Annotated in this window: 21 protein-coding genes and 3 pseudogenes; 10 read left to right on the plus strand and 14 right to left on the minus strand. The window is 71.3% G+C overall.

Annotated elements, in window-relative coordinates; all coding sequences use genetic code 11:
• Positions 1-657 (minus strand): response regulator transcription factor, encoded by a 657-nt coding sequence (locus AB1460_RS11775; protein ID WP_368961063.1) that lies wholly within the window; start codon positions 655-657, stop codon positions 1-3.
• Between the two features lie 861 nt (positions 658-1,518).
• Here AB1460_RS11775 and AB1460_RS11780 point away from each other — a divergent pair.
• Positions 1,519-2,784, plus strand: a complete 1,266-nt coding sequence (locus tag AB1460_RS11780) for an ABC transporter substrate-binding protein (protein WP_368961065.1) — start codon at positions 1,519-1,521, stop codon at positions 2,782-2,784.
• A 19-nt stretch (positions 2,785-2,803) separates the two neighbouring features.
• On the opposite strand, the gene mdlC is transcribed toward AB1460_RS11780, so the two are convergent.
• Positions 2,804-4,414 (minus strand): benzoylformate decarboxylase, encoded by a 1,611-nt coding sequence (gene mdlC / locus AB1460_RS11785; protein ID WP_368961066.1) that lies wholly within the window; start codon positions 4,412-4,414, stop codon positions 2,804-2,806.
• A gap of 233 nt (positions 4,415-4,647) precedes the next feature.
• Here mdlC and AB1460_RS11790 point away from each other — a divergent pair, with 233 nt between their 5' ends.
• A complete protein-coding gene (locus AB1460_RS11790; protein WP_368961067.1) occupies positions 4,648-4,989 on the plus strand; it encodes a hypothetical protein in 342 nt (113 codons plus the stop codon).
• Positions 4,990-5,068: 79 nt separating this feature from the next.
• Here the strand turns inward: AB1460_RS11790 and AB1460_RS11795 are convergent, their stop codons facing one another.
• Together AB1460_RS11795 and AB1460_RS11800 are read right to left on the minus strand one after the other, a co-directional pair.
• The gene (locus AB1460_RS11795) at positions 5,069-6,586 is read right to left on the minus strand and encodes an MFS transporter (RefSeq protein WP_368961069.1); all 1,518 of its coding nucleotides are present in this window, start codon (positions 6,584-6,586) and stop codon (positions 5,069-5,071) included.
• Positions 6,587-6,723: 137 nt separating this feature from the next.
• Positions 6,724-7,422, minus strand: coding sequence for a hypothetical protein (locus tag AB1460_RS11800; RefSeq protein WP_368961070.1), 699 nt, complete (start codon positions 7,420-7,422; stop codon positions 6,724-6,726).
• Between the two features lie 472 nt (positions 7,423-7,894).
• Between AB1460_RS11800 and AB1460_RS11805 the strand changes: the two genes are divergently transcribed.
• Entirely contained in the window at positions 7,895-9,265 is a 1,371-nt protein-coding gene (locus tag AB1460_RS11805; RefSeq protein WP_368961072.1) for an alpha/beta fold hydrolase, read from the plus strand.
• A gap of 122 nt (positions 9,266-9,387) precedes the next feature.
• On the opposite strand, the gene AB1460_RS11810 is transcribed toward AB1460_RS11805, so the two are convergent.
• Positions 9,388-10,269, minus strand: coding sequence for an enoyl-CoA hydratase/isomerase family protein (locus AB1460_RS11810; RefSeq protein WP_368961073.1), 882 nt, complete (start codon positions 10,267-10,269; stop codon positions 9,388-9,390).
• Positions 10,270-10,459: 190 nt separating this feature from the next.
• Here AB1460_RS11810 and AB1460_RS11815 point away from each other — a divergent pair, with 190 nt between their 5' ends.
• A complete protein-coding gene (locus tag AB1460_RS11815) occupies positions 10,460-11,260 on the plus strand; it encodes an enoyl-CoA hydratase/isomerase family protein (protein WP_368961075.1) in 801 nt (266 codons plus the stop codon).
• A gap of 39 nt (positions 11,261-11,299) precedes the next feature.
• Here the strand turns inward: AB1460_RS11815 and AB1460_RS11820 are convergent, their stop codons facing one another.
• The 6 genes from AB1460_RS11820 to AB1460_RS11845 are packed head-to-tail and all read right to left on the minus strand — an operon-like array spanning position 11,300 to position 17,974.
• Positions 11,300-12,094, minus strand: coding sequence for an SDR family NAD(P)-dependent oxidoreductase (locus tag AB1460_RS11820; RefSeq protein ID WP_368961076.1), 795 nt, complete (start codon positions 12,092-12,094; stop codon positions 11,300-11,302).
• A gap of 46 nt (positions 12,095-12,140) precedes the next feature.
• A complete protein-coding gene (locus tag AB1460_RS11825) occupies positions 12,141-13,331 on the minus strand; it encodes an acyl-CoA dehydrogenase family protein (protein ID WP_368961078.1) in 1,191 nt (396 codons plus the stop codon).
• 29 nt (positions 13,332-13,360) lie between these two features.
• Positions 13,361-14,857 (minus strand): class I adenylate-forming enzyme family protein, encoded by a 1,497-nt coding sequence (locus AB1460_RS11830; protein ID WP_368961093.1) that lies wholly within the window; start codon positions 14,855-14,857, stop codon positions 13,361-13,363.
• A gap of 5 nt (positions 14,858-14,862) precedes the next feature.
• Positions 14,863-15,666, minus strand: a complete 804-nt coding sequence (locus AB1460_RS11835; RefSeq protein ID WP_368961079.1) for an enoyl-CoA hydratase/isomerase family protein — start codon at positions 15,664-15,666, stop codon at positions 14,863-14,865.
• Positions 15,667-15,722: 56 nt separating this feature from the next.
• Positions 15,723-16,712 carry an acyl-CoA dehydrogenase family protein gene (locus AB1460_RS11840; RefSeq protein ID WP_368961080.1) on the minus strand — a complete coding sequence of 330 codons (990 nt, stop codon included), beginning with the start codon at positions 16,710-16,712 and terminating at the stop codon, positions 15,723-15,725.
• Between the two features lie 53 nt (positions 16,713-16,765).
• Entirely contained in the window at positions 16,766-17,974 is a 1,209-nt protein-coding gene (locus tag AB1460_RS11845; RefSeq protein WP_368961081.1) for an amidohydrolase family protein, read from the minus strand.
• Positions 17,975-18,257: 283 nt separating this feature from the next.
• On the opposite strand from AB1460_RS11845, the gene AB1460_RS11850 reads away from it, so the two are divergent.
• Positions 18,258-19,109, plus strand: coding sequence for an enoyl-CoA hydratase (locus tag AB1460_RS11850; RefSeq protein WP_368961082.1), 852 nt, complete (start codon positions 18,258-18,260; stop codon positions 19,107-19,109).
• Between the two features lie 8 nt (positions 19,110-19,117).
• On the opposite strand, the gene AB1460_RS11855 is transcribed toward AB1460_RS11850, so the two are convergent.
• Entirely contained in the window at positions 19,118-19,894 is a 777-nt protein-coding gene (locus tag AB1460_RS11855; RefSeq protein ID WP_368961083.1) for a FadR/GntR family transcriptional regulator, read from the minus strand.
• Between the two features lie 107 nt (positions 19,895-20,001).
• Between AB1460_RS11855 and AB1460_RS11860 the strand changes: the two are divergent.
• The 5 genes and pseudogenes from AB1460_RS11860 (at position 20,002) to AB1460_RS11880 (ending at position 24,900) form a co-directional block, all read left to right on the plus strand.
• Positions 20,002-21,173, plus strand: a pseudogene (locus AB1460_RS11860) (thiolase family protein).
• Between the two features lie 173 nt (positions 21,174-21,346).
• Positions 21,347-22,989: pseudogene (locus AB1460_RS11865) on the plus strand (flavin-containing monooxygenase).
• Between the two features lie 85 nt (positions 22,990-23,074).
• Positions 23,075-23,785: pseudogene (locus tag AB1460_RS11870) on the plus strand (alpha/beta fold hydrolase); the annotation flags it as partial.
• Between the two features lie 81 nt (positions 23,786-23,866).
• Positions 23,867-24,709 carry a zinc-dependent alcohol dehydrogenase gene (locus AB1460_RS11875; protein ID WP_368961084.1) on the plus strand — a complete coding sequence of 281 codons (843 nt, stop codon included), beginning with the start codon at positions 23,867-23,869 and terminating at the stop codon, positions 24,707-24,709.
• Positions 24,706-24,900, plus strand: a complete 195-nt coding sequence (locus tag AB1460_RS11880; protein ID WP_368961086.1) for a hypothetical protein — start codon at positions 24,706-24,708, stop codon at positions 24,898-24,900. Before AB1460_RS11875 ends, AB1460_RS11880 begins: the two co-directional genes overlap by 4 nt.
• A 49-nt stretch (positions 24,901-24,949) precedes the next feature.
• Here the strand turns inward: AB1460_RS11880 and AB1460_RS11885 are convergent, their stop codons facing one another.
• Positions 24,950-25,612, minus strand: coding sequence for a class I SAM-dependent methyltransferase (locus tag AB1460_RS11885; protein ID WP_368961087.1), 663 nt, complete (start codon positions 25,610-25,612; stop codon positions 24,950-24,952).
• Between the two features lie 358 nt (positions 25,613-25,970).
• Positions 25,971-26,409: tetratricopeptide repeat protein (locus AB1460_RS11890; RefSeq protein WP_368961088.1), on the minus strand; the 439-nt coding region annotated here is incomplete at its 5' end.

Here is a 26,409-nt window from a genome sequence, read left to right on the forward strand (position 1 = left end):
TCATTTCAGATGGTATCCGGCGGAGGGAACGGTCATGATGGCCGGCGGATCGCCAAGTTTACGGCGCAGGGTCAGCACGGTGACGCGGACCGCGTTGCTGAACGGATCGAGCCGGTCGTCCCACACACTCTCCATGAGCTGCTCCGCACTGAGTACGGCTCCGTCCGCGAGCATCAGCGTTTCGAGCAGCGCGAACTCGCGGTTGGTGAGACGGAGGTCGCGGTCGCCGCGTAGGGCCGTTCGACGGCTCGCGTCCAACACGATGTCCCGCCATCGCAGCACCGGTGGCACCGCCCGCTGACTTCGCCGGCCGAGGGCCCGTAACCGTGCCACCAGCTCCCGCATGTCGAAGGGCTTCGGGAGATAGTCGTCGGCCCCGAGCATCAGTCCCTCCACCCGTTCGGAGACGTTGTTCGAGGCGGTGAGCATGAGAACGCGGGTTGGTCGCCGGTCGCCCACGATGCGTTCACACACGGCGTCACCGTGCAGGCCGGGGAGACCGCGGTCCAGGACGACGATCTCGTAGTCGACGACGTCGATCTTCGCGAGTGCGGCATCACCGTCGTGAGCCACATCGACGGCAAAGCGTTCCCGGCGCAGGGCCCGGGTCACCGCGTCGGCGAGTGGCACGTCGTCCTCGACGAGTAACACCCGCATTAGTTCTCCCGTCCTTCGAGGGCGCTCCCGCCACCGCATCGCGACACGTGTCGCATCACGGCCCGGGAGCTCGTCAGTGTAGGGCGTGATCCGGGCGCGCAGGAGCGATCGACGCCTCCCGCGCGCCGGCACCCGCGCCTGGCGGTGCTGCGGGGCGGATGAGAGGACTGCCAGGTCGGGTCGCGCTGGGTCGTTTACGCGTCACTCGGGGCTTCTCTGACGGATAGGCCGTCCACCCGGCTCCCCAGTCCGCGGACGCGGGAGCGGGGGCTTCGCGACAAAAAACTCTGCGACGTGGGTGGTGTTGGTGTTTCCCTGGATGCGCCTTGCCATGCTCGTGATTCTGTGCTAGAAAGTCTCGCATCGCCTTTGGCGACCGCCTAATATGCTTCATGCCGTCGGAACCACCCTCAGGAGGGGCGCAGGCCACTGATTGGCAGACGACCATTCCTTCGGCGAGACGTCTCTCCTCGACGCCTGTGTGCCTGTATCGGGAGCGGTGTATCGCGATGGGCCTGCAGTCGCCACTGCCGCATCTCGTCGTGGTGACGGTCATCGGGTACCACGAGATGCGCCGTGGCGTGGGCATGTCGGCACGTGCGCACCCGAGGCCCGCGTGTTCGCTGTGGTCCTGCCGACCGCCAGAGCCTGCCCGTGAATGCGTCGGGCAGCTCGAACTGAACTGTACGGACCCATTCTCCCAAACAGTAAGGACACTGACGTCATGTATCGGAAGAAAACCTGCGAGGTTCTCGGTGCTGAACTACAGCATCGCCCGGAAACAGGTCGCCGGTACGCCGAGCTGTTGCCGACCCAGGTTTCCGGGTGCCCGTGCAGCATGCTGTCCGAGACTTTAGCTGGATGACTGGGATTCTGGCTGCGAGCCGTCGGCGACGCACCGTGGTGGCGGCGGCGTCCGCTGCCGCGATGATGCTGTTGGCGGGCGCCGGGTGCAGCGCTGACAGCGCGCCAGCCCCCGCCGCCTCGCCCTGTACCACGCCGGGCATCGGCGTCGATCGGGTGAGAATCGGCCTGATCTATCCGGCCACCGGGCCACTGAGCTCGGTCTTCAGCGCCGCCCGCAGTGGTTTCGAGGCCCGTGTCTCCCTGGCGAACGAATCCGGAGGCGTGCACGGCCGCGAGTTGGAGATCGTTCTGGCCGACGACGCTGGTCAGCCTTCGAGGAACGATGTCGCAGCACGCAGAATCGTGGAGCGCAGTGGCGTGTTCGGCATCGCGCAGCTCACGACAGCCGCGTCGGGTTCGGCCCGCTATCTGGCGGGTGCCGGTATCCCGGTTGTCGGCCTTGCCTCCGAGACGGCCTGGAACGACTACGACACCATGTTCGCGCCTGACTACCTGTACTCGACCAACGGCGCCGTGAGCACTCTGGGCGAGTTCGCGGTCGCCCAGGGCGGTACCAGGGTTGCTGTGGTGGAAGAGTCCCTGTCGGAACCGTCGCAGGCCCTCAGCGATCAGATGATCGCGAGCATGAGTGGCCAGGGTGTGGCACTGGTGGCGCGCATCCCGTACACGGTGGGCCAGAGCTCTCCGGGACAGACGGTGGCCAGGATCGCGGCGAGCCAGGCCGACGTGCTCGTTGTCCAGACTCCGATCGACGGGCTGCGCGAGCTGCTCCGGGCCTCCCGCGCAGCCAACGTCACCTACCGGACGGTTCTGTCCGCGGTCGCCTACGACAAGCGCCTGCTCGCAGAGGCGGGGACGGACCTGGCCGGCGCGACGGCTTTCTTCGACCATATTTCCTGGGACTCCGCATCGCCCAACCTGAGAAATTTCCGGGAAACGATGGCCCGCTACGCGGCCGAGACCCCGGACCCGGACCAGATCACCGTGCTCAGCTCCTACGTGGCGGCCGACATGCTGGTGCGTGGCCTGGAAATGGCGGGTGAGTGCCCGACGCGAGAAGCATTCCACCGCGGCCTTCGGTCAGTCACCGACTACCCGGCGGCCGGTCTCATGCCAGGTGGTGTGGACCTGAGCGCCAATCGCGGCCGGCCGGCGACCTGCCTCACCTTCGCGAAGGTGAATGCCACGGGCACTGCCTACGAGGTCGTTCCCGGACCTGACGGGAAGGAGCAGTGGTGCGGTACCAGACAGGACGGCTGACGTTCCGGACCGGTGCGGGTCAGAGATCGGCGTGCTGCGGCCGGGTCTCGACCACAATGACGGTGGGGGTGTCGGTCGTGAGAGCCGCGGTGAGTTCCTTCTCGAGTTCGTCCGTGGTGTCGACCTGGACGCCCCGACAGCCGAAGCCGCGCGCGAGTGAGGCGATGTCCAGCCCCGGCAGGTCGAGTCCCGGAACTCCGGGCGTGTTCTCCAGCTCGGCGAAGGACTTCAGCACCGAGTACTCCCGGTTGCGCAGGACGACGTAGGCGATGGGCAGTGCGTGCTGGGCGGCGGTCCAGACCGCCTGCACGGAGTACTGGAAGGAACCATCGCCGATGACGCCGATCACCGGGCGGCGCCTGCCGCGCGCCCGGTCACCGAGCGCCACCCCGACCGCGGCCGGCACCGCCCACCCGATGCCGCCGCTGGCCGTCGCGAAGAACGAGTCGGGTCCGACCGTCGGTAGCCACTCGTCCCGCAGGGCCATCGTCGAGGTCGACTCGTAGACGATGACGGCGTCCGCCGGGCGGGCCGTGTGCAGTGCCGCGTGGACCTCCGCAGCCGTCAGTGGCCGGCTCGGTCCGTCCGGCAGTGTTCTGGCCCGGGGCAGCGGTCGCGGAGGGGTCCGCCGGGAGCCCTCCGCCACCTGCTCCGTGAGAAGTTCCAGGGCGATCCGCGGGTCGCCGAGCAGGCTGTCGCCGACGCGCGCCGACGCGGCCACCGCGGGGTCGTCCGTGAGCTGCAGCAGCTCGGCGCCGGCGGGTAGAACCTCACCGGCCACATAGGGGTAGTAACGGAAGACCTCGGCTCCGGCCACGACCACGAGATCATGCCCGGCCAGCCGCTCGCTCACCGCTTTCAGCGAGAGGCCAAGGGGTCCCTGGTAGAGCGGGTGCTCCTCCGGGAAGGAGATGCGGTCCGGCAACGGCGGGCCGTACACGGCAGCCTGCAGCTTCTCGGCGAGGGCTACGGCCGCGTGCCAGCCACCGCGCCGATCGACGTCCGGGCCGATCACCAGTGCCGGGCGCAGGCTCGCCGAGATGCGCTGGGCGAAGCCCCGCAGCCGTTCGGCGTCGGGCGCGACGACGGCGCTCACGCCGCGCACGACTGCCGGGCCGGCCAGCGGGACGTTCCAGTCGTCGAGCGGGATCGAGAGATAGACCGGGCCGGCCGGAGGCTGCACCGCCATCGCGTAGGCCCGCATCAGGGCCGCGGGGACGTCCTCGGCGCGGACCGGCTCATAGGCCCACTTGACCCACGGCATCGGCAGGGTCGTCGCGTCGCGGTTGGCGAGGTAGGGCTCGCCGACCAGCATCTCCCGGTGCTGCTGGCCAGAGGTGACGATCAGCGGCGTGTGTCCGTGGTAGGCCGTGACCAGGTTCCCGACAGCGTTCCCGACCCCCGCGGAGGAGTGCAGGTTCACCAGTGCGGGTCGCCGGGTGACCTGCGCGAACGCGTCGGCCATGGCGATGACGGATGCCTCCTGCAGGCCGAGGACATAGGTGAAGTCGGCCGGGAAGTTCCGCAGGAACGGCTCCTCCGTCGACCCCGGGTTACCGAAGACGGTGGTCATGCCCAGCGCTCGGAGCAGGTCGTACGTCACGCCGTGAACGGTTGGTTCGTGAGCCATCGGTAGCAGCCGCCTCGTTGGTTGGACGCCGCCGCGCTGTGTCGATCGCCGCGCGACCGGCCGTGGCAGGCCGGTCGCCGAATGTTGTCACCGGTTGCAGCTGCCCGCACACCGGCGTGAGGCCTCCTGTGTGCCAGCCTCAGGTCGGGGCGGGATCCCGCCTTCCCGCCCGGACCGATTGCCCTCGAATTCGGCCGGTTGGTATGGTTGGCGCAGGCTTACCAGGAGGTCGAATGACCGTCCGTCTGTGGCTGGATATCTACCCGCCGGAAGCCGGTGCGGGATTCCAGTTCAATCGCGTTGCCATGCGTTGGCATTACGACATGGACACCCTGCACACCCCGCGCACCGGTGACGAGATACGCCTTGACGGCGATGTCTACAACACGGTGAGGCGTGTGCGCTGGCATCTCGACGGTGTCGTGCACGCCGAGCTCACGCCTTTCCAGATCGATCCGGTCGAGGCGGCCCGCCCGCTGATCGATGGTCGCAACCGTCGCGCCTGGGACAGCCGCAAGGGCAGTCTCGACGAAATACTGGAACGTACCCGATGGACACGCGGGTATGGTCCCTGACGCTTTGGCCATGGGTGTCCTGGGGTACTGAGGTGCTGAGGTGCTGAGGTCCTGATCGCGGGACGTCGGGGCCGGGGGCTCAGTTCTTCGAGGCCATCGCCACAGCCGGCTGGATGGCCTGGGGCGTGGAGCGGGTCTGTTCCGGAACGGTGAGGTTCGGTGTCGGTGCTGCCCGACCGGGGATGCCGAGGGCGACAAGGCCGGCGGCGAGGGCGGCTGCGGCGCCGATCAGATAGCCGAGGTGCAGACCCGCGAGGGACGGCACCTGCGTCGGGCCGAAGGGGATCGTCATGTTCGCCAGCACCACGCCGATCACCGCGCTCGCTGCCGAGGTTCCGATGGCGCGCATCAGGGTGTTGAGGCCGTTGGCGGAGGCGCCCTCGGAGGCCGGAACGGCCTGCATGATCAGTGTCGGCAGGGCCGCGTACGCCAGCGCGACGCCGGCACAGATGACGCAGCTGACGAGAAGGACTCCCAGCGGGCTGCCGGTGAATCCGATGGCGAGGCAGTAACCACCCGCGACGACGGCCGAGCCGGTGACGAGAGAGATCTTCGGGCCACGCGCGGTGATCAGGCGGCCGGCCAGCGGCGACACGGCCATCATCACCAGCCCCACGGGTGCCATCCAGAGCCCGGTGGCGAGCAGCGACTGGCCGAGGCCGTGGCCGGTGGCCTTCGGGAGCTGGAGCAACTGCGGGTTGATCAGCGAGTTCGCGTACATCGCGAAGCCCAGCGTGACGGAGGCGATGTTCGTCAGCAGCACCGGACGCCGGATCGTGGTGCGCAGGTCGACGAGCGGAGCCGGGGCGCGGGTCTCCCACCAGCCCCACCCGGCGAGGGCGGCAGCCGACACTGCGAACAGTCCCAGGGTGATGCCACTCGACCAACCCCAGGTGCTTCCCTTCGACACGGCGAGCAACAGGGCGACGAGGCCCGTGGAGAGCAGGGCCGCACCGGGCAGGTCGAATCGGCCCGAACCCCGGACCGGTGATTCGGGCACGACCCGCCACACCAGCACCATCAGAAGTACGACGGCGACAGTGGACGTCCAGAACAGCACATGCCAGTCGGCCTGCTGGGCGACGGCCGCCGCGATCGGCAGACCCAGGGCGCTGCCGATTCCGAGCGACGAGCTCATCAGCGCCATCGCCGGGATGAGCCGCTTCGCGGGGAGCAGGTCCCGCATGATGCTGATGCCCAGCGGGATGATCGCCAGCCCGAGGCCCTGCATCGACCGACCCACGACCAGCGGAACCAGCGTGTCGCTCAGGGCACAGACCACGGAGCCGGCGGCGAGTACGAAGCCGGAGACGAAGATCATGCGCCGCTTGCCGTAGAGGTCGCCCAGGCGGCCGAACACCGGATTGGCGACGGCCGCGGCCAGCAGGGTGCCCGTGATCGCCCACGAGGCGTCGGCCGGGCTCGTGTGCAGCAGCGACGGCAGCACGGGGAGCAGCGGCACCATCAGGGTCTGCATCATCGCGACGACGACGCCCACCGCACCCAGGACCGCGACGATCGCGTTGACGTGCGGCACATCGCCCGCGCGACGGGTGGCGACCGGAGCGGAGCGGTCGGTGTCCTCGCCGGAAGCCATGCTTCCTCCTCTACTTCGTTGTACTACACAAATATATGTATCATGCATATCTCCGCATCGTCAGTGCTAGCCGGGGCGGTACTGGTCACACTCGGCCCGCGGGCCCGCTCACCTCGGTCGGGACCCTGGCCGGGTGGTCAGTCGGAGATGCGGTACACGGTGACCCGTTCGAAGGAGACGATGGCACCGGGCCGCAGCAGCATCACCCGGTACTCGAACAGGTCGTCGACGCTGTCGCAGGTGAAACCGACCTCGTGGTAGTCGAACAACGACGTCAGCTCGCCCGGCCGCAGGTCGCGGGCAGCGAGCTTCTCGCGTCGCAGATGCACGTACACCTCGATGCGCGCGATCGGCTCCTCGGCGGCGAGGTCGACGCCCGGCTCGGCCTCGGCCGCGAGCCGGAACGACGCGCGGTAGGAACCGCGCACCGGCAGCGTCTCGCGCGGCCCGTAGACGAGGGCCTTGCGGCTCTCCGAGATGTACCGGCCCCGGATCACCCGCCCGACCCCGATGTCCGGCAGGTCGATGACCTGGCCGACGGCGGTCTCCAGTGGCGGCATCTGACCGCCGAAGTACCGGACGATGACCCGGCCGACCAGGGGCGGGGTATCAGGTGTGTCGGGGAGCAGGCTGTCGCAGATCTGCATGATGCTGCGGGCGTAGCCCTCGGTGGTGGTGTCGCGGTTGGTGTCGTAGATCGACTTCGCCAGGTCGCGGATGCTCGTGGTCAGCCGGTTCGTCAGCCGCCGGGTGCTCTCCGCCTGCCGGTTCACCCAGACCGCGTACCCGAAGGACAACACGCCGATCACACCGAAGGCGAAGTTGAGCGCGTCCACTGTCAGCCCCCCGAGTCCGCGGCGCAGCCGGAGCAGCCGCCGACCGGGAAGCGGGCCCCGCGCCGGCGCAGGAGTGACCCGAGCCCCACCTGTCGGATCGTAGTGTGCCGATCGCCGCCATGGGATCTGCCAGGAACGCACCCGGATCCGCCCCATCCCTCCGCCATCTCTCCGCCGCCCCGTCCCGCCCCTGCCAGGCCGCCGCTGCTGCGCCAGCGGCCCCGGCGCCGTCGAGAACACGTTCGCGCCCGATTCCAGAACGAGCCTCTCGAAACGACGCTTCGGGGCTGTGCGTGAAGGCGGGATCCAGGTGATGAAGGCCCGGGGGTATGAGTCACCTGGTATGCCCGACCGTGTTGCTGTGGTTGCCCGCCGGAATCCGGGCGCTGTACGTTTCGGCCTCGCGCGTGTGGGCGTGGGTGGGCCGGATCGGCGTCGAAGTGCCCTCCCGTCCAGCAGTGGAGGAGAATCGATGCCCAGTACTCGAAGGCCGTACGTCGCGTTATGCGGTGCATTCCTGGCCATGGCGGTGACCGGGGCCGCAACGGTCGCGTGTTCGGATTCCTCCGCGCCGCCGACGCCCGTCCCGACCGCCATTCCGGTGGAACCGCCAGCCGATCCGTCCCGCCTGCCGATCCTGTTCGTACACGGCGGGGCCGGCTCGGGGGCGCAGTTCGAGACACCGGCCCGCCGGTTCGCCGCGAACGGCTATCCGGTCGGCCACATCGACGCGATCGACTGGGACTCCACCTTCACGGTGGAGACAGCCGAGCAGGTACATGCCCGGATCGACGCGCGCATCGACGCCCTGCTCACGGCGACCGGTGCGGCCAGGGTGGAGCTCGTCGGGCACTCGATGGGCACCATGATCAGCCAGGACTACCTCGCCAGTCGGCCGGAGCGGGCCGCGCGCGTCGCGCACTACGTCAACCTGGACGGCCGGACGGCCCAGGCGCCGCCCGGCGGGGTGCCCACCCTCGCGGTCTGGGCCGAGGGCGATCCGGCCCGCCAGATTGTCGGCGCGGACAACGTCCAGTTCGCGGATCTCGGGCACACCGAGTCGGTCACCTCGCCGCGCACCTTCGAGGCCGAGTTCGAGTTCTTCACCGGCAGGAAGCCGGCCACCACCGAGATCCGACCGACTGCCGGCGGCATGATCCAGCTGTCGGGCCGGGCGGTGCTGTTCCCGACGAACGTCGGCCTGAGCGAGGGCCGACTGGAGGTCCACGAGGTCGAGGCCGCTACCGGGAAGCGCCGGCCCGGCAGCCCGGTCGCCACGACCGCCCTCACCGGCGAGGGCGCCTTCGGGCCGATCACCGCCCGCGCGGGCGCCTCCTACGAGTTCGCCGTCCTGCGCCCGGGGGCGGCGACCCACCACTTCTACTTCCAGCCGTTCCAGCGCAGCGACAGACTCATCCGACTGCTCACCAGCCGCCCCGGCGAGGGTCTCGGCGCGCGGATGGAGACCTCACCGGCCCACACCAACATCACCATCAGCCGATACCGGGAATGGTGGGGCGACCAGGGACCCGGCAGCGACCAGCTGCTCGCCGACGGGACGAACCTGCTGAACCCCGCGAACACGCCCCGGGAGAAGCGGCCCATCGGCCTTTTCCTCACCGACGTCGGAACGGACCGCAGGACGGATCTCACCGCGCCGATACCGGCCTTCTTCTCGGTGATCTTCATGACCGGCATGGACGTCTTCCTGCCGGCCGGCGACACGGCGATCACCCTGGAATCCGTACAGCGCGGCACCGACGGCCACCGCGACCTCATCGCCGTGCCGGCGTTCCCGTCGTCGGAGCACCGGGTCTCGGTCCTCTTCAACGACTACAGCTAGAACCGTTCCTTCCCCGGTCGGCGCATTACATCTAGATGTTTAGGTGCCAGCAACGCCGTCGTCCGGCGCGGGCCCGCCGTGCCGGGGGTGACCGTGTCGGGGGCGACCGTGCCGGCTGCCCGTCAGCCGGTCGTCGTTCCCGGGCTGGGGAGGTCGAAGTGTTCGTCGCGGAGCTGGAAGGCACGTTTCGTGCCGTGCTCGGCGCGGGTCTTGACGAAGTTGAACTCGTCGTCCTGGAACTGGAGGTTGGTGCCGTAGGCGTGGAAGAGGTAGCTGGTGACCTCCTCGCCCTGGTAGGCCTGTAGCTGCTCGACGAGGCGGAAGGCCTCCTTGGCGATGACGATGCCGTCGGCGGGCATGCGGGCGAGTTTGCGGGCCCACCAGTCGGCGCGTGCGCGCACGTCGTCGCTGTTGTCGAGGATCTCGGTGAAGATCGAGAGGTGGGTGAGGTCGCTGGCGGGGATCATGTCGCCGGTGAGGAGCAGGCGGCGGGCCAGGACGGGGCCGAGCCGGTAGAAGAACATGTGCAGGGAGCCGAGGGCCGGGCCCAGGAACCGCGTCGCGGGCATCCCGATCCGGGTGTCACCGGCGACGATCGCGATGTCGGCCATGAGCGCGAGTTCGAAGCCGCCGCCGAGCGCGAAGCCCTGTACCTCGGCGATCGTGGCCTTCGGGTAGCCGAGGAAGTTGTGGTAGAAGCCGAACGACCTGCGGTCGACGGACAGCCGCCGGCGTTGGCTGGGGCGCCGGCGGGCGGAGTCCTTCGCGGCGTCGCCGTACCAGGCGTAGGCGTTGGCCATGTCGGCGCCCGTGCTGAAGACGCCACTGGTGCCGCGCAGGTGCACAACCTTGATCGCGTCGTCGACCGCGAGCTCGTCGAGGTAGGTGCCGAGCTGTTCCCGCATCGCGGGGTCATACGCGTTCCGGCGGCTGGGGTTGTCGAGCGTGAGGCGGGCGATCCCCGTCCCCTCGTCGCGTTCCAGCAGCACACGACCGTCGCTCATGGGCTCTCCCTCTCGCTGATCGAACAGTCCCGCCATCCAGCGATGACATGCTATATCTCTAGATATTTCCGGGCTGGGAGTTAGCATGGTACCGACGCATGTCACCCTCCGCGAGTCCCCTTCGGGGCGCCCGGTGTGACCGCTGCGAGGGTCCGACCGCCGCGGCGACAGGCGAGAGAAGGGGGTGTCGGTGACTACGGAGGCAGGGGTCGGCCTCGACCGGGACGGCGGCGTGCTGCGCGTCGGCCTCGACCGACCGGAACGCCGCAACGCCCTCGACGCCGCGGCGGTGCGCCGGATCGTCGGCGCCCTCGAGGACGCGGCCACCGACGACGCGCTCCGCGTGGTCGTGATCGAGAGCCGCGGCCCGGACTTCTGCTCCGGCGCTGACTGGGTGGCCTCGAACACCGCCGGCGGTGCCCGGCCGCGCCCCGGCAGCCTGCAGCGGCGCACCGCGCTGCAGGCGCACCGGCTCATCCAGCTCATCACCGAGGTGCAGCTGCCTGTCATCTGCGTCGTCCGTGGCCACGCCGTCGGCCTGGGGTTCCAGCTCGCGCTCGCCGCCGACTTCACCGTGGCCGCCGAGAGCAGCCGGTTCTGGGAGCCGTTCCTGACCCGGGGCTTCAGCCCGGACAGTGGCGCTACCTGGCTGCTGCCCCGCCTGGTCGGCATCGCCCGGGCCAAGGAGCTGATGCTGCTCGGCCGGCGGCTGTCAGGCACCGAGGCCGCCGCGTGGGGACTCATCTACCGGGCGGTGCCTGACGCCGAGCTGGCCGGGGCGGCCACGGAGCTGGTCGAGACACTCGGGCAGGCTGCCACGGTCGCCGTCGGGCTCACCAAGCGCCTGGTCAACCGCGGGCTGGAGCTGGGGCTGACCGAGGCGATGCAGGACGAGGCGTTCGCGCTCGAGCTGGCGTCGCGCACCGCCGACTTCAGGGAGGGGCTCGTCGCCTTCAGGGAACGGCGGTCTCCGGACTTCAGCGGGCGGTAGGCGCCGCGGCGCCCGACGAGGGGGATGGCGGACGTCGGGTCAGAACTGGGTGCCGCCGTCGATGTTGATGACGGCGCCGGTGAGGTAGCCCGCGCGGGGCGACAGGAGGAAGGCGAACAGGTCGCCGACCTCGCCCGGTGTGCCCGGCCGGCGCAGGGCCACGTCCATGTGCCACTCCTCGACCATGATCTGTTCGAGGAGGCCGGCCGGCGGAACGCCGCGCTCCCGGGCGAGTGTCCCGCGCAGGGCCGCGAGCGAGGCGGTCTCGATGGCGCCGGGGCAGACGCAGTTGGCCCGCACGCCCGCGCCGCCGTAGGCCCTGGCGACGGTCTTCGTGAAGGCGGCGACGCCGCTCTTGAGGGTGATGTAGGGCAGGCGGTCCGGGTGGTAGGCGCGCATTCCGTAGGCCGCGGTGGTGACCACGGTGCCCCCGCCGCCGGCGACCAGGTGCGGAACAGCCGCCCTGACAGTGCGGACAGTCCCCATCAGCACGTCGTCGACGGCATCTGCCCAGACCTGGTCCGATGCCGCGTCGAGGCTCGCGTGCGCGGCTGTGGACGTGCCGGTCGTCACCGCGACGCCGGCGAGTCCGCCGAGGGTCCCGACCGCTTCGGTGAGGAGGCGTTCGGCCTCGCCGGGGCGGCCGACGTCGCCGACGAGCGCCGTCGCGTGCCTCTGCCCGAGCCGCTCCACGGCCGCCCGGGCCCGGTCGGTGTCCCGGCCGACGAGCGCGACCCGCGCGCCGTCGGCGACGAGCACCTCGGCGGTGGCCAGCCCCATGCCCGCCGTCCCGCCGACGATGAGGAAACCGCGATCGCGTACGCCGAGATCCATGGGTGAGGCCTCCGTGGTGGGGTTGGCGCTGCCGGCGTGCCTGATGTCAGGCCGGGCGGGGCATCCCGAGGATCCGCTCGGCGATGAGAGTGCGCTGGATCTGGGAGGTGCCGGCCGCGATGCTGTACTGCAGGGACCAGAGATAGGCCCGGGCGGTCTCGACACCGTCCACCCCGCCGGCCCGCACGCCACCCGTCGCGGCGCGGCCGAGAACGCGGACCGCGAGCTCGCTCAGCTCCTGGCTGAGCTCGCTGAACCGCAGCTTGACGGCCGAGCCGGTGGGCGCGGGCAGTCCGGTGGCCTCCGCCTCGGTGATCCCCCGCTGGGCCATCCGCCACAGACCGTCGGCGTTCGCCTCCAGCCGACCGACGTGCGAGCGCAGCGCCGGGTCGTCCCAGGCGGTGCCGTCACCCGGCCCCGGTACCAGCCGGGCCACCCTGACCAGGTCCCGGAGCTGGGAGCGCAGGGTGATGATGTGCTGGGCGAAGGCGGTGCCGCGCTCGAAGCGCAGGGTCACGTTCGTCACCCGCCACCCGTCGTTCTCCGCGCCGACGAGGTTGGTGACGGGGACCCGGACGTCGGTGAGGAACACCTCGCAGAAGTGGGCCTCGCCGTCGATGGTGCGCATCGGGCGGACCTCGACACCGGGGGAGCGCATGTCGAGGATGAGCCAGCTGATGCCGCGGTGCCTGCGGGCGCCGGGGTCGGTGCGGACCAGCAGCTCGCCGTAGTCGGCCACATGCGCCCGGGTGCTCCAGATCTTCTGGCCGTTGACGACGTAGTCGTCGCCGTCGCGGACCGCGCTGGTGCGCAGCGAGGCGAGGTCGGAGCCGGCCTGCGGCTCGGAGAAACCCTGGCACCAGACGTGTTCGCCGCGCAGGATGCGCGGCAGGTGGTAGGCCCGCTGCCCGTCGGTTCCCTCGGCGATCAGCGTCGGGCCGGCGTGCATCATCCCGACGAAGTTGACGCTGATGTACGGGGCGCCGGCGCGGGCGTACTCCTCCAGGTAGACGAGCTGCTGGGTGACCGGCAGGCCGCGGCCGCCGAACCGGCGGGGCCAGTGCAGGCCGGCATACCCGGCGTCGTACAGCCTGCGCTGCCAGCCGGTGTCGTAGGCGCGTCGCGCCGGCCAGTCACCCGGGGGCGGGGGCGGGCCGTGCTCGGGCACCGCCACCTCGAGCCAGCAGCGAAGCCCGGCGCGAAACGCCTCGTCCTCCTCGCTGTAGGTCAGGTCCATACCGCGCTCCTCCGGCTGTTCAGGGCTGTTCAGGGCTGTGGGGTGAACAGTTCGCGCACGGCGGCCAGATCGACCTTGCCCGAGGGGGTCCGCGGCAGCGCCTCGACGACCCGCAGCTGAGTCGGCAGCTCGTAACGAGCCAGGACACCGGCTGCCGCCGCCAGGAGGTCCTCGGCGCTCACCGTCACCCCGGGGCGCGGCTCGACCGCGGCCACCGGAACGGCCCCGAGGCGGGCGTCGGGGTGGCCGACCACGGCGGCGCCGCGCACGCGCGGGTCGCGTTCCAGGGCGGTGCGCACGTCGTCCGGCAGGATCTTGAAGCCGCCACGGATGATCGCCTGGTCGGCACGGCCGAGGATCCACAGAAAGCCGTCGGCGTCGAGGCGGGCGAGGTCGGTGGTGCGGGTCCAGCCGCTGTCGTCACCCAGCTGCGCCGCCCGGACCTCCAGCAGGCCTGCCTCGTCCGGCCCGCGGGGTGTGCCGCTGCCCGGGTCGACCACGCGCAGCGCGCAGCCGGCGTGGGCACGCCCGACGCTGCCGCGCTTCGCCGCCCAGTACCGCTTGTGGTCGGCGAGGTTCCAGCCGGCGACGCCGCCGCCGAACTCGGTCGCCGCGTAGGAGGTCAGCACCGGCACCCCGAACCTCGCCTGGAAGGCGTCGGCGTCCTCGGGCGCCAGCGGGGCGGTACCCGAGATCACCGACCGCACGCCGGACAGGTCGGCGGGTCCGAGGTCGGAGTCGAGGACCATCCGCAGCGCGGCCGGGACCAGGCTGACGGTCGAGGGCCGGTGGCGGCGCACGGCGTCCGCCCACTCCTCGACGCGGAAGCGTTCGAGCAGGCAGAACGAGCGGCCGTCGTTGACGCACTGCAGGATCCGGAACAGCCCGCCGAGGTGCACCAGTGGCGCGTTCACGACGACCACGCCCCGGCGCAGCCGCGGGCCGGAGTCGGGGCTGCGTTCGTAGTGCCGGGCCCCGGCGAGCACCCGCCGGAAGGTCTCGTAGGTCAGCGGGACCCGCTTGGGTGGTCCGGTCGTCCCGCTGGTGAGCATCTCGACGGCGACCTCGGGGCGCAGGTCGCCGGTGCCTGGAGCCGGCCCGCCGCCGGTGCCCGGTGCGGGCTCGCCGCCGGTGACGACTCCGAGCCTGTCGCTGCCGAGCCGGCGCGCCCGCGGCGCCAGGGCGGCCAGATCGGCCCGGTCGCCGGCGACGGTCGCGACGGCGAGGGAGCCGAGGTCGGCGCGGACCCGCTCGGCGCCGCGCCCGGGGTTCACGGCGACCACGCAGGCACCGGCCCGGAGCAGGCCGAGGAGCAGGCCGAGCTGCGGCGGCCGGTTGCGCAGCAGCAGGGCGACGCGTTCGCCCGGCCGTACCAGCGCGCCGACCGCGTCGGCCGCCGCTGCCAGCTCGCCCCAGGTGTGCCAGTGGCGCCCGAACTCGACGGCGGGCGCCGACGGGTCGAGGGCCAGCACCTTCCCGATGCGTTCGCTGAGCGCGGGCAGCTCGGCCGTCCCGCGGCGGGTCACGCGGGTCACCTGCACTTCCAGTCCGGCTGGCGTTTCTCCACGAAGGCGCGGGGGCCCTCCTTGGCGTCCTCGGTGCGGACCACCCGCTCCCGGAAGGCCTCGGCCATGACCTCGGCCTCGTACAGCGGGAGATCGCGGCCCCGGCGGATGGCGAGGCGGGTGCCGCGCACGGCCAGCGGTGCGTTGCGGTTGACGGTGTGCGCGATCTCCCGGGCCCGCTCGAGCAGCCGGTCGTGCGCGACGACCTCGGAGACCAGGCCCAGGTCGTAGGCGCGCTGTGCGCTCATCCGCTCGTGCCGGCCCATCAGCGCCATCCGCATGGCGATGTTGGTCGGCAGGGCGCGGGCGAGGCGCACCACCTCCCGGCCGGAGACCAGACCGATGCTGACGTGCGGGTCGAAGAACTCGGCCCGGTCGGAGGCGATGACGATGTCGCCGGTGGTGACGAGGTCGAGCCCGGCACCGCAGCACAGGCCGTTCACCGCGGTGAGGATCGGCTTGGTCATCGTCCGGAACGGCGGCGTGCCCTCCTGGGGAGCCTCCCACTGTGGGAACGTCGACAGATACGGCTCGTCGTAGACGACCCGCCCGTCGTCGGGGATCTCGGTGACGTCGGCGCCGGCGCAGAAGGCCCGTCCGTTGCCGGTCACGAGCAGGATCCAGACGTCGTCGTCGGTCTCGGCGTCGGCGTACGCCTGCCGCAGCTCCCGGACCATCGCCGGGCTGAGCGCGTTGAGCGCCTCGGGCCGGTCGAAGGTGATCGTGGCCACCCGTTCCTCGACCTCGTAACGAATCGTCTCGAATCCCACAGGACAACCTCTCGCTCTACCGGCCGGGAGGGGACGGGGCCGGCACCTGCTCCCGGTCACGACGGGCCGGCCTTGGCGCCGACCTCGTCACCGACCGCGGCACCGAGCCGGGCGGCGTGCCAGGCGGTGGTGCCGAACCCGTTCTCCAGGACCCAGGCCCGCTTCAGGAAATAGTGCGGGAGCATGTCCCAGGTGAAGCCCATGCCGCCGAGAACCTGCACGGCTGCGCGGCCGTTGGCGATGCCGGCCTCGCCGGCGAGCAGCTTCGCGGTGTGCGCGGCGCGGTCCGCGTCGCCGGCGCGTGGGTCGGCCGCGGTCGCGGCGGCGGCGTAGGTCGCCGACCGCGCGAGCTCCACCCGCACGTACATGTCGGCGAGCAGGTGCTTGACAGCCTGGAACGAGCCGATGGGGACGCCGAACTGCACCCGTTCGAGTGCGTGCCGCCGGGCGGTGTCGAGTGCGCCCTGGGCGACGCCGACCAGCAGCGCGGCGCTGAGGATCTCACCCGAGCGCCGCAGCCGTCGTGCGTCCGCCGCTCCGCCGACCACCCGGCCTGCGGGGACGTGTGGGAACACGGCGACGGGTGTCAGCGGGTCGAGGGGTGCGCCCTCCACGGGTGGTGGGAGCTCGGCGCGGGGGCACACCTCCAGCCGGTCGTCGCGCAGCAGCAGGAGCACGTCGCACTCGCCGGCGTGCTCGACGACCACGGGGCCGGTGGTCCCGTCGGTCAGCTCGACACCGGCGACCCGGACCTTCCCGTCGGCGGCGCCGGGGACGAACGGCGCGGCGAGGGTCGACCACAGCACCGGCCCACCGGCGAGGTGCTCGCCGAACTGCTCGAACGCGAGGGCGGCCTCGACAATGCCGGTGGCAGCTCCGTCGGCGAGGACGCCCAGCACACCGAGCTCGGCGAGCGCCGTCCACAGGCCGGGCTCGCTGGGCCTGCCGTCACGGGCCGTGATGTCACCGAAGCCGAACCTGTCCGCGCAGAACGCCCTGACGGCGTCGCGTATCGCCAGCTGGTCCTCGTCGAGGCGGAACTGCATGGAACGCCATCACCTGCCGTCGGCCGCCGGGGAACGTCGGAGTCGTCACACCGTCACACGGTCGCGCCGGCGGGGGCCGGACGCGGGAGATCGAGGAGTTCGAACATGTTGGTCGACATGACCCGCTCGATGTCGGCAGGCGGGAGGCCCGTGAGCTGCCGGGTGAAGGAGAGCGGCTCGGCGAGGCCTTCGGGGTGCGGATAGTCGGAGCCGAAACAGACGCGGTCGGGGCCCATGAGGGAGATCAGGCCCTCGAGGGAATCCTCCCAGAACGGGTTGACCCAGATATTGCGCCGGAGGATGTCGAGCGGATGGGTGGGGAACTCTCCGGGCATCTTCTTCCAGGCGAGCTCGAGATTGCGGGCGAGGACGCCGACCCAGCTGCCGCCGTTCTCGACACTGATGAGCCGTACCCGGGGGAAGCGGTCGAGCATGCCATGACAGATGGCGGAGGCGAGCGTGTCCTGAATGGTGCGGCCGCCGTCGGCCACGTAGGCGAAGGTTCTGGGGCGGAACGCGACGTACTCTCCGCTGCTCCCTTCCCAGGTGTTGAGGTAGTCCTGGTAGCCGCTGTCGGAGGCATGCAGCGCGACGAGGACGCCGGCCTCCTGGACACGGGCCCAGAACGGGTCGAACTCGGGGAGGAACGGCGAGCGGGGGCCGCGCAGGCCGGCCACGGGGGCGGGCCGCACGAGGATGGCGCGGGCGCCACGCCGCAGGACCCGGTCGAGCTCGGCGATGCCGCCGTCGACGTCGCAGGGCGAGACGATCGGCGTCGTGATGATGCGGTCGGCGTGGTTGTAGCCCCAGTCGTCGTGGAGCCATTCGTTGAAGGCGCGGATGGCCACCTGGGTCAGCGCCGGGTCGTCGCGTAACCGTTCCTCGACGAGGCTGGCGAGGGTCGGGAACAGCAGGCAGGCGTGCACGCCCTGCTCGTCGAGCACCGCCAGCCGGGCCTTCGGCTCCCGGAAGGCGGGAATGCTGCGCATCGGCTTCCCGGTGAGCTCGCGCAGCGACTTCCCCTCCGGGTTGTCACCCGCGTAGAAGGCCATGTGGGCGCCGGGGCGGGCGACGACCTCGAAGGTCGGGTTCGGGATGAACTCGGTGAGGAGGTTGCGGACGACGAGCTTCTTCCGGCCGTTCAGCTCGACGAAGCGGAACAGGTCCCGGTGCTGCGCCGGGAGGTGCCGGGTGAACGCGTCCTGCGTCTCGTAGAGGTGGTGATCGGCGTCGAACACCGGGAAGTCGAGGGTCGGGGCCATGATCGAGCCTGTCACTCTCTGTCGGGGTCGGTGGCAGCGCGTGGGATCAGAAATATCTAGATAATGAAGGTACGGCTGCGCGGTCGGGTGGCGCAACCCCGTGGGCGCGCCCCCGGAACCTCGTCGTCGGTCCCGTGGGTGGGGGAGTGGTGGTGCTCGTGGTCATGCCTTGGCATCATCGATAATATCTAGATATATTTGGTTGGGGCGAGATGTGGCCCCGGGGTGGCCGGGCCACGCCGGGGCCGCCGACCAGGCCCGGAGCCGAGTGAGGAGCGCGTTCGTGAGCGAGAGCTTCATCGAGTACGAGGCGGCCGAGCGGATCGCGACGATCACGCTCAACCGGCCGCAGGCGGCGAACGCGCAGACGCTCGAGCTGCTCGACGAGCTCGACGAGGCCTGGCGGCGGGCGGCCGAGGACCCGGACGTCCGAGTGATCATCCTGCAGGCCAACGGCCGGCACTTCTCCGCCGGGCACGACATCAGAAGCGTCGGTCCCGCCGGCGGTGCGGCCGACGGCGGCGACGGTGCGCCCGGCGGGGGTGGCGGGAACGGCCGGCCGCCCGGCTGGACCCTTGCCGGGATCTACGAGATCGAGGCCAGACGCTTCCTGGAGTATTCGCTGCGCTGGCGCAACGTGCCGAAGCCGTCCATCGCCGCGGTGCAGGGCGTGTGCATCTCGGGTGGCCTGCTGCTGTGCTGGCCGTGCGATCTGATCATTGCGGCGGACAACGCGACCTTCTCCGACCCGGTGGTCAACATGGGCATCGGCGGGGTCGAGTACCACGGCCACACCTGGGAGCTGGGCGCCCGCAAGGCCAAGGAACTGCTGTTCACCGGCCGGAAGATGGACGCCCACGAGGCCGAGCGGGCCGGGATGGTCAACCGTGTGGTGCCGCTCGACGACCTGCGCCCGGCCGCCCGGGAGCTCGCCGGGCAGATCGCCCGGATGCACCCGTTCGCGCTGCGCCAGGCGAAGCGGGCGGTCAACCAGACCCTCGACGTGCAGGGCTTCTACGCGGCCGTGCAGTCCGTGTTCGACATCCACCAGACCGGCCACGGCCATGCGCTCAGCGAGTCCGGGCTGCCGGTTCTCATGCTGCTGGACGAGATGAAGGCCCGGATCGACACGTAGTGGAGGGCTCAGTAGCCGTGCCGCATCAGATCGATCACGGTCTTCGCGTGCTGGGCGACCATCACCTGGCCGACCACCGCCATGTGCTCCGCCCAGTGCTTCTCGGCCGCCGCGGTGTCACCCGCCTCGACGAGCGCCGCCAGGCGCGCCTGCGAGCGCAGGCCGCGCATGCGCGTCGCCTCGGTGTCCCGGGTCGGGTCGGGCCGGCTGACCGCGGTGACCGCCCGGGCCAGAACCTCGCTGAGCATCTCCGCGACGATGCTCAGCGTCTGGTTGCCGGCCAGCTCCACGAGGCGGGCGTGGAAGCGCGCGTTGGCGCGCCCGAACGCCTCGGGGTCCTCGATGGCCTCCAGCTGGTCGGCGCTGAGCCGGCGCAGTTCGGCGGCCGCGGATCGGCGGGCGCGCGAGCCGGCCACCAGCCGGACGGCGACCGGCTCGATCATGCTGCGGGCGTTGTGGACGTCCATGAGCGGCACGCCGCGCGCCTGGAGCAGGAGTGCGGCCGTGCGGGCGGTCATCCGCTCGTCCGGCCGGTGCACGACGACCCCGCCCAGCGCCCCCCGCCGGACCGAGATCAGACCTTCCGCCTCGAGGATGCGCAGTGCCTCCCGCATCGACGGGCGGGAGACGGCGAACCGCTCGACCAGCTCGGGCTCCCGCCCGAGCGAATCGCCCTCGGTGAGATCCCCCTGGACGATGAGCCGACGGATCTCGTCGGCGATCTGCTGAGGCTTCTCCCGGACGGTGCGCCGAACCCCGTCCCGCGCCTCTCCTGGCTCGACCACGGGCTGATTATACCTCTAGATATTTCGAGGAAGGCTGTTCGTCCGGGCCCCGGCGATGCCGGGCCCGCACCGTCTCCCGAGCCGTCCGACAACGTACGGAGTCCACCATGACCGAGGCCGTCATCGTCTCGACCGCCCGCACGCCCATCGGCCGCGCCCGCAGGGGACGCTCGTCGGACTCGACGCCTTCGGGCTCGCCGAGGTCGTGGTGCCCGCCGCGCTGGAACGCAGCGGTGTGCCGGCGCGTGAGGTCGACAACCTTGTGCTCGCCGAGGCCTACCAGGGCGGCGGAGTCATCGCCCGCAACGTCGCCGTGCGGCTCGGCCTGGACGACATCGCCGGGGTCGCGACCAACCAGCACTGCGCCGGGGGGCTGAGCGCCGTCGCGATCGCCGCGGGCAGCATCCGCGCCGGCATGGACCGGGTCGTCATCGCCGGCGGCACGGAGAGCCTGAGCAACAACGCGATCGCCAGCACCCGTAAGGGGCCCGACGGGCAGCCGGTGACCTGGGTCTCGGCGTCGCACCCCGAGACCCCGGGCGCCCCCGCCTTCGACATGGCGATCACGGTCGGCGAGAACACCGCCCGCGAGCTGGGTCTCACCCGGCTCGATGTCGACAGGTGGGCCGCCTACAGCCACGCCCAGGCGATCGCCTCGATCGACGGGGGCTACTTCGTCGACCAGATCGTGCCGGTCCGGGTGAGCCGGGCTGACGGCACCACCACGGTCTTCGACACCGACGAGTTCCCCCGGCGCGGCACCACCGTCGAGCGGCTCGCCCAGCTTCCGCTGCTGCACCCCGAGCTGCCGGACGCGACCGTGACCGCCGGGAACGCGGCCGGCCTGAACGACGCGGCAGCCGCGGTCACGCTGGCCAGCGGTGAGTACGCGGCCGCGCACGGGCTCACCCCGCTGGCCCGGATCCGGTCGTGGGCGTCGGTCGGGGTCGCTCCCGCGCTGACCGGGCTCGGACCGTCACTGGCCATCCCGAAGGCGCTCGACCGGGCCGGGCTCACCCTCGCCGACATCGACCTCTTCGAGGTCAACGAGGCGTTCTGCTCAGTCCCGGTCGCCACCATCCGCAAGCTGGGGATCAGCCCGGAGGGGGTGAACGTGAACGGCAGCGGGGCGAGCCTCGGCCACCCGATCGCGGCCACCGGCGCGCGCATGGTCGTGACCATGGTGCACGAGCTGCGGCGGCGCGGGAACGCGCTCGGCGTCGTGTCGATGTGCGCGGGCGGCGGCATGGGTGCGGCGATGGTCGTCGAGGTGCTCTGAGCCCGCGGTCCGCGACCCGCGGTCCGCGACCCGCCGTGCGCGGTGCGGCTTCGGTGATCGGCCCTTGACGCTCCGGCGGCCGATCTAAAATATCTATATCTATCGGGGCGCATCGGGAGGCCGGTGAGGGTGTGACAGTGAGCGACGGGACGACGACGCAGGCACAGGCTCTTCTGCCGGGGAGTGCCGAAGCCCGGCGGTGCGACGCCATCGTCGTGGGCGCGGGCTTCTCCGGGCTGTACTCACTCCACCGGCTCCGCGAGCAGGGGCTGCGGGTGCTGCTCCTCGAGGCGGCCGACAGGGTCGGTGGAACCTGGCTGTTCAACCGCTACCCGGGCGCCCGCTGCGACATCGAAAGCGTCGAGTACTCCTACAGCTTCTCCGCCGAGCTCCAGCGGGAGTGGAACTGGTCCGAGCTGCTGCCCGGGCAGGCGGAGATCGAGGCCTACCTGAACTTCGTCGCCGACCGCCTCGACCTGCGCCGCGACATCCGGTTCGACACCACGGTCACCGCGATGACGTTCGACGAGGATGACGCCTCGTGGCTGGTCGAGACCGCTGCCGGCGAGCTGTTCGTCGCCCCCTTCGTCGTCGCCGCGACCGGGATCCTCTCGGCCCCGCTCGATCCCGGCATCCCGGGGCTTGACGCCTTCAACGGCACCGTGTTGTTCAGCAACCGCTACCCGCGGGCGGGCGTCGACCTCGCCGGGAAGCGGGTGGCCGTCATCGGCACCGGCTCGACCGGCGTGCAGGCCATCCCGGTGGTCGCCGAACAGACCGAGCACCTGTACGTGTTCCAGCGGTCGGCCGCCTACACGCTTCCCTCGCCCGCACGCCCCTATGCACCGGGCGAGTTCGAGGGCCTGCGGTCCCGGTACGACGAGATCCGGGCGGCGCAGCGGGTAGCGCACGTGGGGGCCGCACGGACCAGCGCGTTCTCGGTGCTGGTCGACATGGCGGGCTTCCCCGCCCTGCGGAGGGCCTCGCGCGAGGAGCAGCTGCGTGCCGTCGAGGAGCGCGGTGTCCTCGGCGCGCTCTACTGGAGTGACGTCCTCGTCGACCCCGAGGCCGGCAGGATGGCGACGGCGCTGTACGGCGAGGCCGTCGCGCGCATCGTGCGGGACCCGCGGACCGCGGCGTCCCTGGTGCCCACGTATCCGTTCGGCTGCAAGCGGCCGATCATCGACGTGGGCTACTACGAGACGTTCAACCGCGACAACGTGACGCTGGTCGACCTCCGTGCCGGCGCGATCGAGGAAATCACCCCCACCGGCATCCGTACCGCGCAGGGCTCCTACGACCTCGACGTCATCCTGTTCGCGACCGGTTTCGACGCTCTCACCGGCGCGCTGTCGCGCATCGACGTCCGCGGCCGGGGCGGTGCGCTGCTGGGGGACCTCTGGCGCGACGAGGGGCCGGTCTCCTACCTCGGCCTGCAGGTGGCCGGGTTCCCCACCTGTTCACGGTCCAGGGCCCGGGCAGCCCGTCGGCGGCGTCGAACTTCCTCGCCGCGATGGAACACCACGTCGAGTGGATCGCGAACTGCGTGGCCCACCTGCGGGACGGCGGCGGGAGCACGATCGAGGCGCTGCCCTCGGCACAGGCGGAGTGGATCGACGAGGTCGTCTCGTTCGTCACCGGCAGCGTGCTGGTCCACCCGGACTGCAACTCCTGGTGGAACGGCGCCAACGTGCCCGGGAAGAAACGCATGTACACCACGTACGTGGGCGGCCTCCCCGAGTACCGGCGGCGCTGCGACGAGATCGCCGCCGGCGGCGACACCGGCGTCCGCTACACCGGCTTCACGATCTCCTGAGGGGAGTCCGGTGCCCTTCGCCGAGCTCGGTGACGTCCGCCTGTTCTACACCGACGAGGGGAGCGGCGACCTGCCACTGCTGCTCGTCCACGGCTACACCGCGGACTCCCACGACTGGAGCTGGCAGCTCCCGCACCTCGTCGCCGACCACCGGGTGATCGCGGTCGACCTGCGCGGCCACGGCCGGTCCAGCGTACCGCCCGACGGCTACACGACGGCGCAGTTCGCCGCCGACCTGGCCGGCCTGCTCGACCACCTGGAGATCGAACGGGTCGTCGCGGTCGGGCACTCGATGGGCGGCAGCGTCGCCAGCGCCCTGGCCGTCGAGCACCCGGACCGGGTCGCCGCCGTCGTCGCCGTCGATCCCGCCTACCTGCTCCCGGACGAGACGGCCGGCGCTGTCGGGCCGCTGCTCGACGCACTCGCCGACACCGACCCGGTGCCGTTCGTCCAGCAGCTGGTGGGGGGCATGGAATCGCCGGCGCGGCTGCCGGCCCTGCGGACGTGGCAGGTACGCCGGATCGCCGGGATGGCCGCCCACGTGCTGCGCCAGTCGCTGGCGGCACAGGTGACCGGGATGGCCCTGCGCTCGTGCAGCGAGCCCTACCTGCTCCGGCGGAGCTGCCCGGTGCTGACCTTCTATGCCGACCCGGCGCGGGCCGTGGTCGAGCAGGCAGTCTTCACCGACCCCCAGTCACGGGTGGTCACCTGGGAGGGCGCCGGCCACTGGCTGCACCAGGAACGCCCGGCCGAGTTCAACACGCTCGTCACGAGCTGGCTGGCGTCGATCGCCTGATCCCGGGGGAGACCTGCCGGTCACGGCCACTGGACGGGAATCGGGCGACCGCGGTGCGGTCGCGCCAACAGCGGAGGTGCGATGCGTGCGGCGGTGGTCGTCCCCGGCGGGCAGTACGAGATCACGGAGGTGGCGGACCCGTCACCAGGGCCCGGTGAGCTCCTTCTCCGGGTCACGGCCTGCGGCTTCTGCGGCTCGGACCTCAAGGCGCGGGACGCCATGCCCGCGGGCACGATCATGGGGCACGAGTTCGCCGGGGAGATCGTCGGGATCGGTCCGGACGTCGATACGGACGTCGATACGGACGTCGATACGGACGTCGGTCCGGAGGCCCCGGGATGGCGGGTGGGCACGCACGCCGCGGTGCTGCCGGCGCTGTCCTGCGGCCAGTGCGAGTGGTGCTCCGCCGGCTACGTGATCCACTGCCCGCGAGTGCGGCTGGTCGGCCTCGGTGGGACGGCGGGAGCCTTCGCCGAGCTGGTCGTCGTGACCGCGGCCGCGGCGTTCCCGCTCCCGCCGGAGATCGACCCGCGCCACGGTGCGCTCGTCGAGCCGTTCGCGGTGGGCCTGCACTGCATCCGGACGGGACGGCTCGAACCAGGCGAGGACGTGCTCGTGGTCGGCTCCGGCGCGGTCGGGCTCACCACCGTCGCCTGGGCGCGGGTATGTGGCGCCCGTCGGATCACCGCGGTCGACCCCGCCACCATCCGCCGCGCGGCCGCGGAGTCGTTCGGGGCGACCGACGTCCTCACCTCCGTCGATCAGGCCTCAGCGGGCGCCTACCACCTGGTGGTCGAGTGCGCGGGCCGGGCCGGGCCGGGCTCCTCGACGCCTGCGTCACCGCGGCCCGGCCGCGGGGCCGGATCGTCCTGGCCGGCGTCACCATCGAGGCGACCACGTTCCAGTCGTGGGGAGCCCTCATGAAGGAGGTGTCGGTCGGCTTCGCGGTCTACTACACGCCGGAGGAGTTCCGGACGGTCGTCGCCGCCTTCAGCAGCGGCCTGGTCGACCCGGCATCGCTGCTGGCCCGGCGGGTCGAACTCGCCCAGGTCAACGAGGCCTTCGACGCCCTCGCCCGGACCGCGGCCAGCGCCAAGATCCTCGTCGAGCCCTGACCTCGCGGTCACCCTGCCTGCACCTCCCGTCGTCCGCCGGTTTGGGCTGTCAGGCAGCGACGGCCCTCACCTGCAGCCAGGTCATGCGCCGCTGCTCCTCCTGGACGGCGAGAAGCGCAAAGCCGGCCTGTGCGATGAGGTCCAGCGGGTCGTCATGGTCGTGGTGCACGAACCAGCGTCGGAGCGGGACCGATGGGGGATAGTCATCCCGGTACGGAGCGGCTTCCCAGCCCTCGCTGCCACCCAGGGACGTGGACAGGCTCAGCACCCCGCCGTCGCGCAGCAGCGATCGCCAGGCGCGTAGCGTGCCGGCGACCTCGGGGCGTGGAACGTGCAGCAGCGTGGCGTTGGACCACAGGCCATGAAAGGCCGCGGGTTTCAGGGGCGGGCGGCGGATGTCGCCGGCGGCCGTGCGGCCACCGGCGGCCTGTGCCAGCCGTAGCATCTGCTCGGACAGGTCGATGCCGACCGCGGCCCTCCCGGCGTGGGTGAAGACCGCGAGGTCACGGCCTGGCTCGCAACCGAGATCCGCGATCAGCCCCGCGGCAGGCAGCAGGGCGAGGAAACCTGATCTCCACGCGGCCAGCTGATCCGATAGCTCTGCGGTGCGGACTGCATAGTCACTGGCGATGCGGTCGTAACTGGTCCTCGTGGCTGTGGCGGGGTCACAGTCATCGCCGCTTGTAACACCTGGGACTGGAACGGCAGCCATGGTCTCCTATCCAGCTCATGGAGGCTGAAATACAGAGACTGTCGCCGAGGCGGTCGGGCAGCAAGCCAAGCGGATGTGGGAGGAGTCGGGCCGACGGCTTGAGCTCGACTCCTGAAGGAGCCGCCCACCGTGCACGCGGGTCCAGACACCAGCACAGATGTTTCGGCCATCGACATGGGTCTCCGTTTCGCTTGCTGCCGGATCGTCCCGCAATGGGTCCCGAAACTGTCCGTGCGGCAGGGAGTTTCGGGACTAGTTTGTGGGATGGTTTTCGGCCCTCTCAGGGTCCTGTGGATCTTCCTGGTCGTCCGTCCCGGAAGTGACCGATTCCGGGACGCCACCAGCCAGCCCTTGCCACCTACCCGAGGGAGGACTGCTCGTCGATCCAGCTGACAAGCTGTTCAGCCTGCCGGGTGTCGGGGTGGTCGTCGCCGAGGATCCGCCGCATGCGGGCCAGGGTGTCCTCGGCCAGCTCCCGGGCGGCCTGGTGCTCCCCCAGCGCGCTGAGGTCGATGGCGAGGTTGCCCGCCGAGGCCAGGGCGTGGGGGTGGTCGTCGCCGAGGATCCGCCGCCGGCGGGCCAGGGTGTCCTCGGCCAGCTCCCGGGCGGCCTGGTGCTCCCCCAGCGCGGACAGCCGGACGGCGAGGTTGCCCGCCGAGGCCAGGGTGTCGGGGTGGTCGTCGCCGAGGATCCGCCGCCGGCGGGCCAGGGTGTCCTCGGCCAGCTCCCGGGCGGCCTGGTGCTCCCCCAGCGCGGACAGCCGGACGGCGAGGTTGCCCGCCGAGGCCAGGGTGTCG

Origin of the sequence: Parafrankia sp. FMc2 (assembly GCF_041008525.1) — a bacterium.
GTDB lineage: Bacteria > Actinomycetota > Actinomycetes > Frankiales > Frankiaceae > Parafrankia.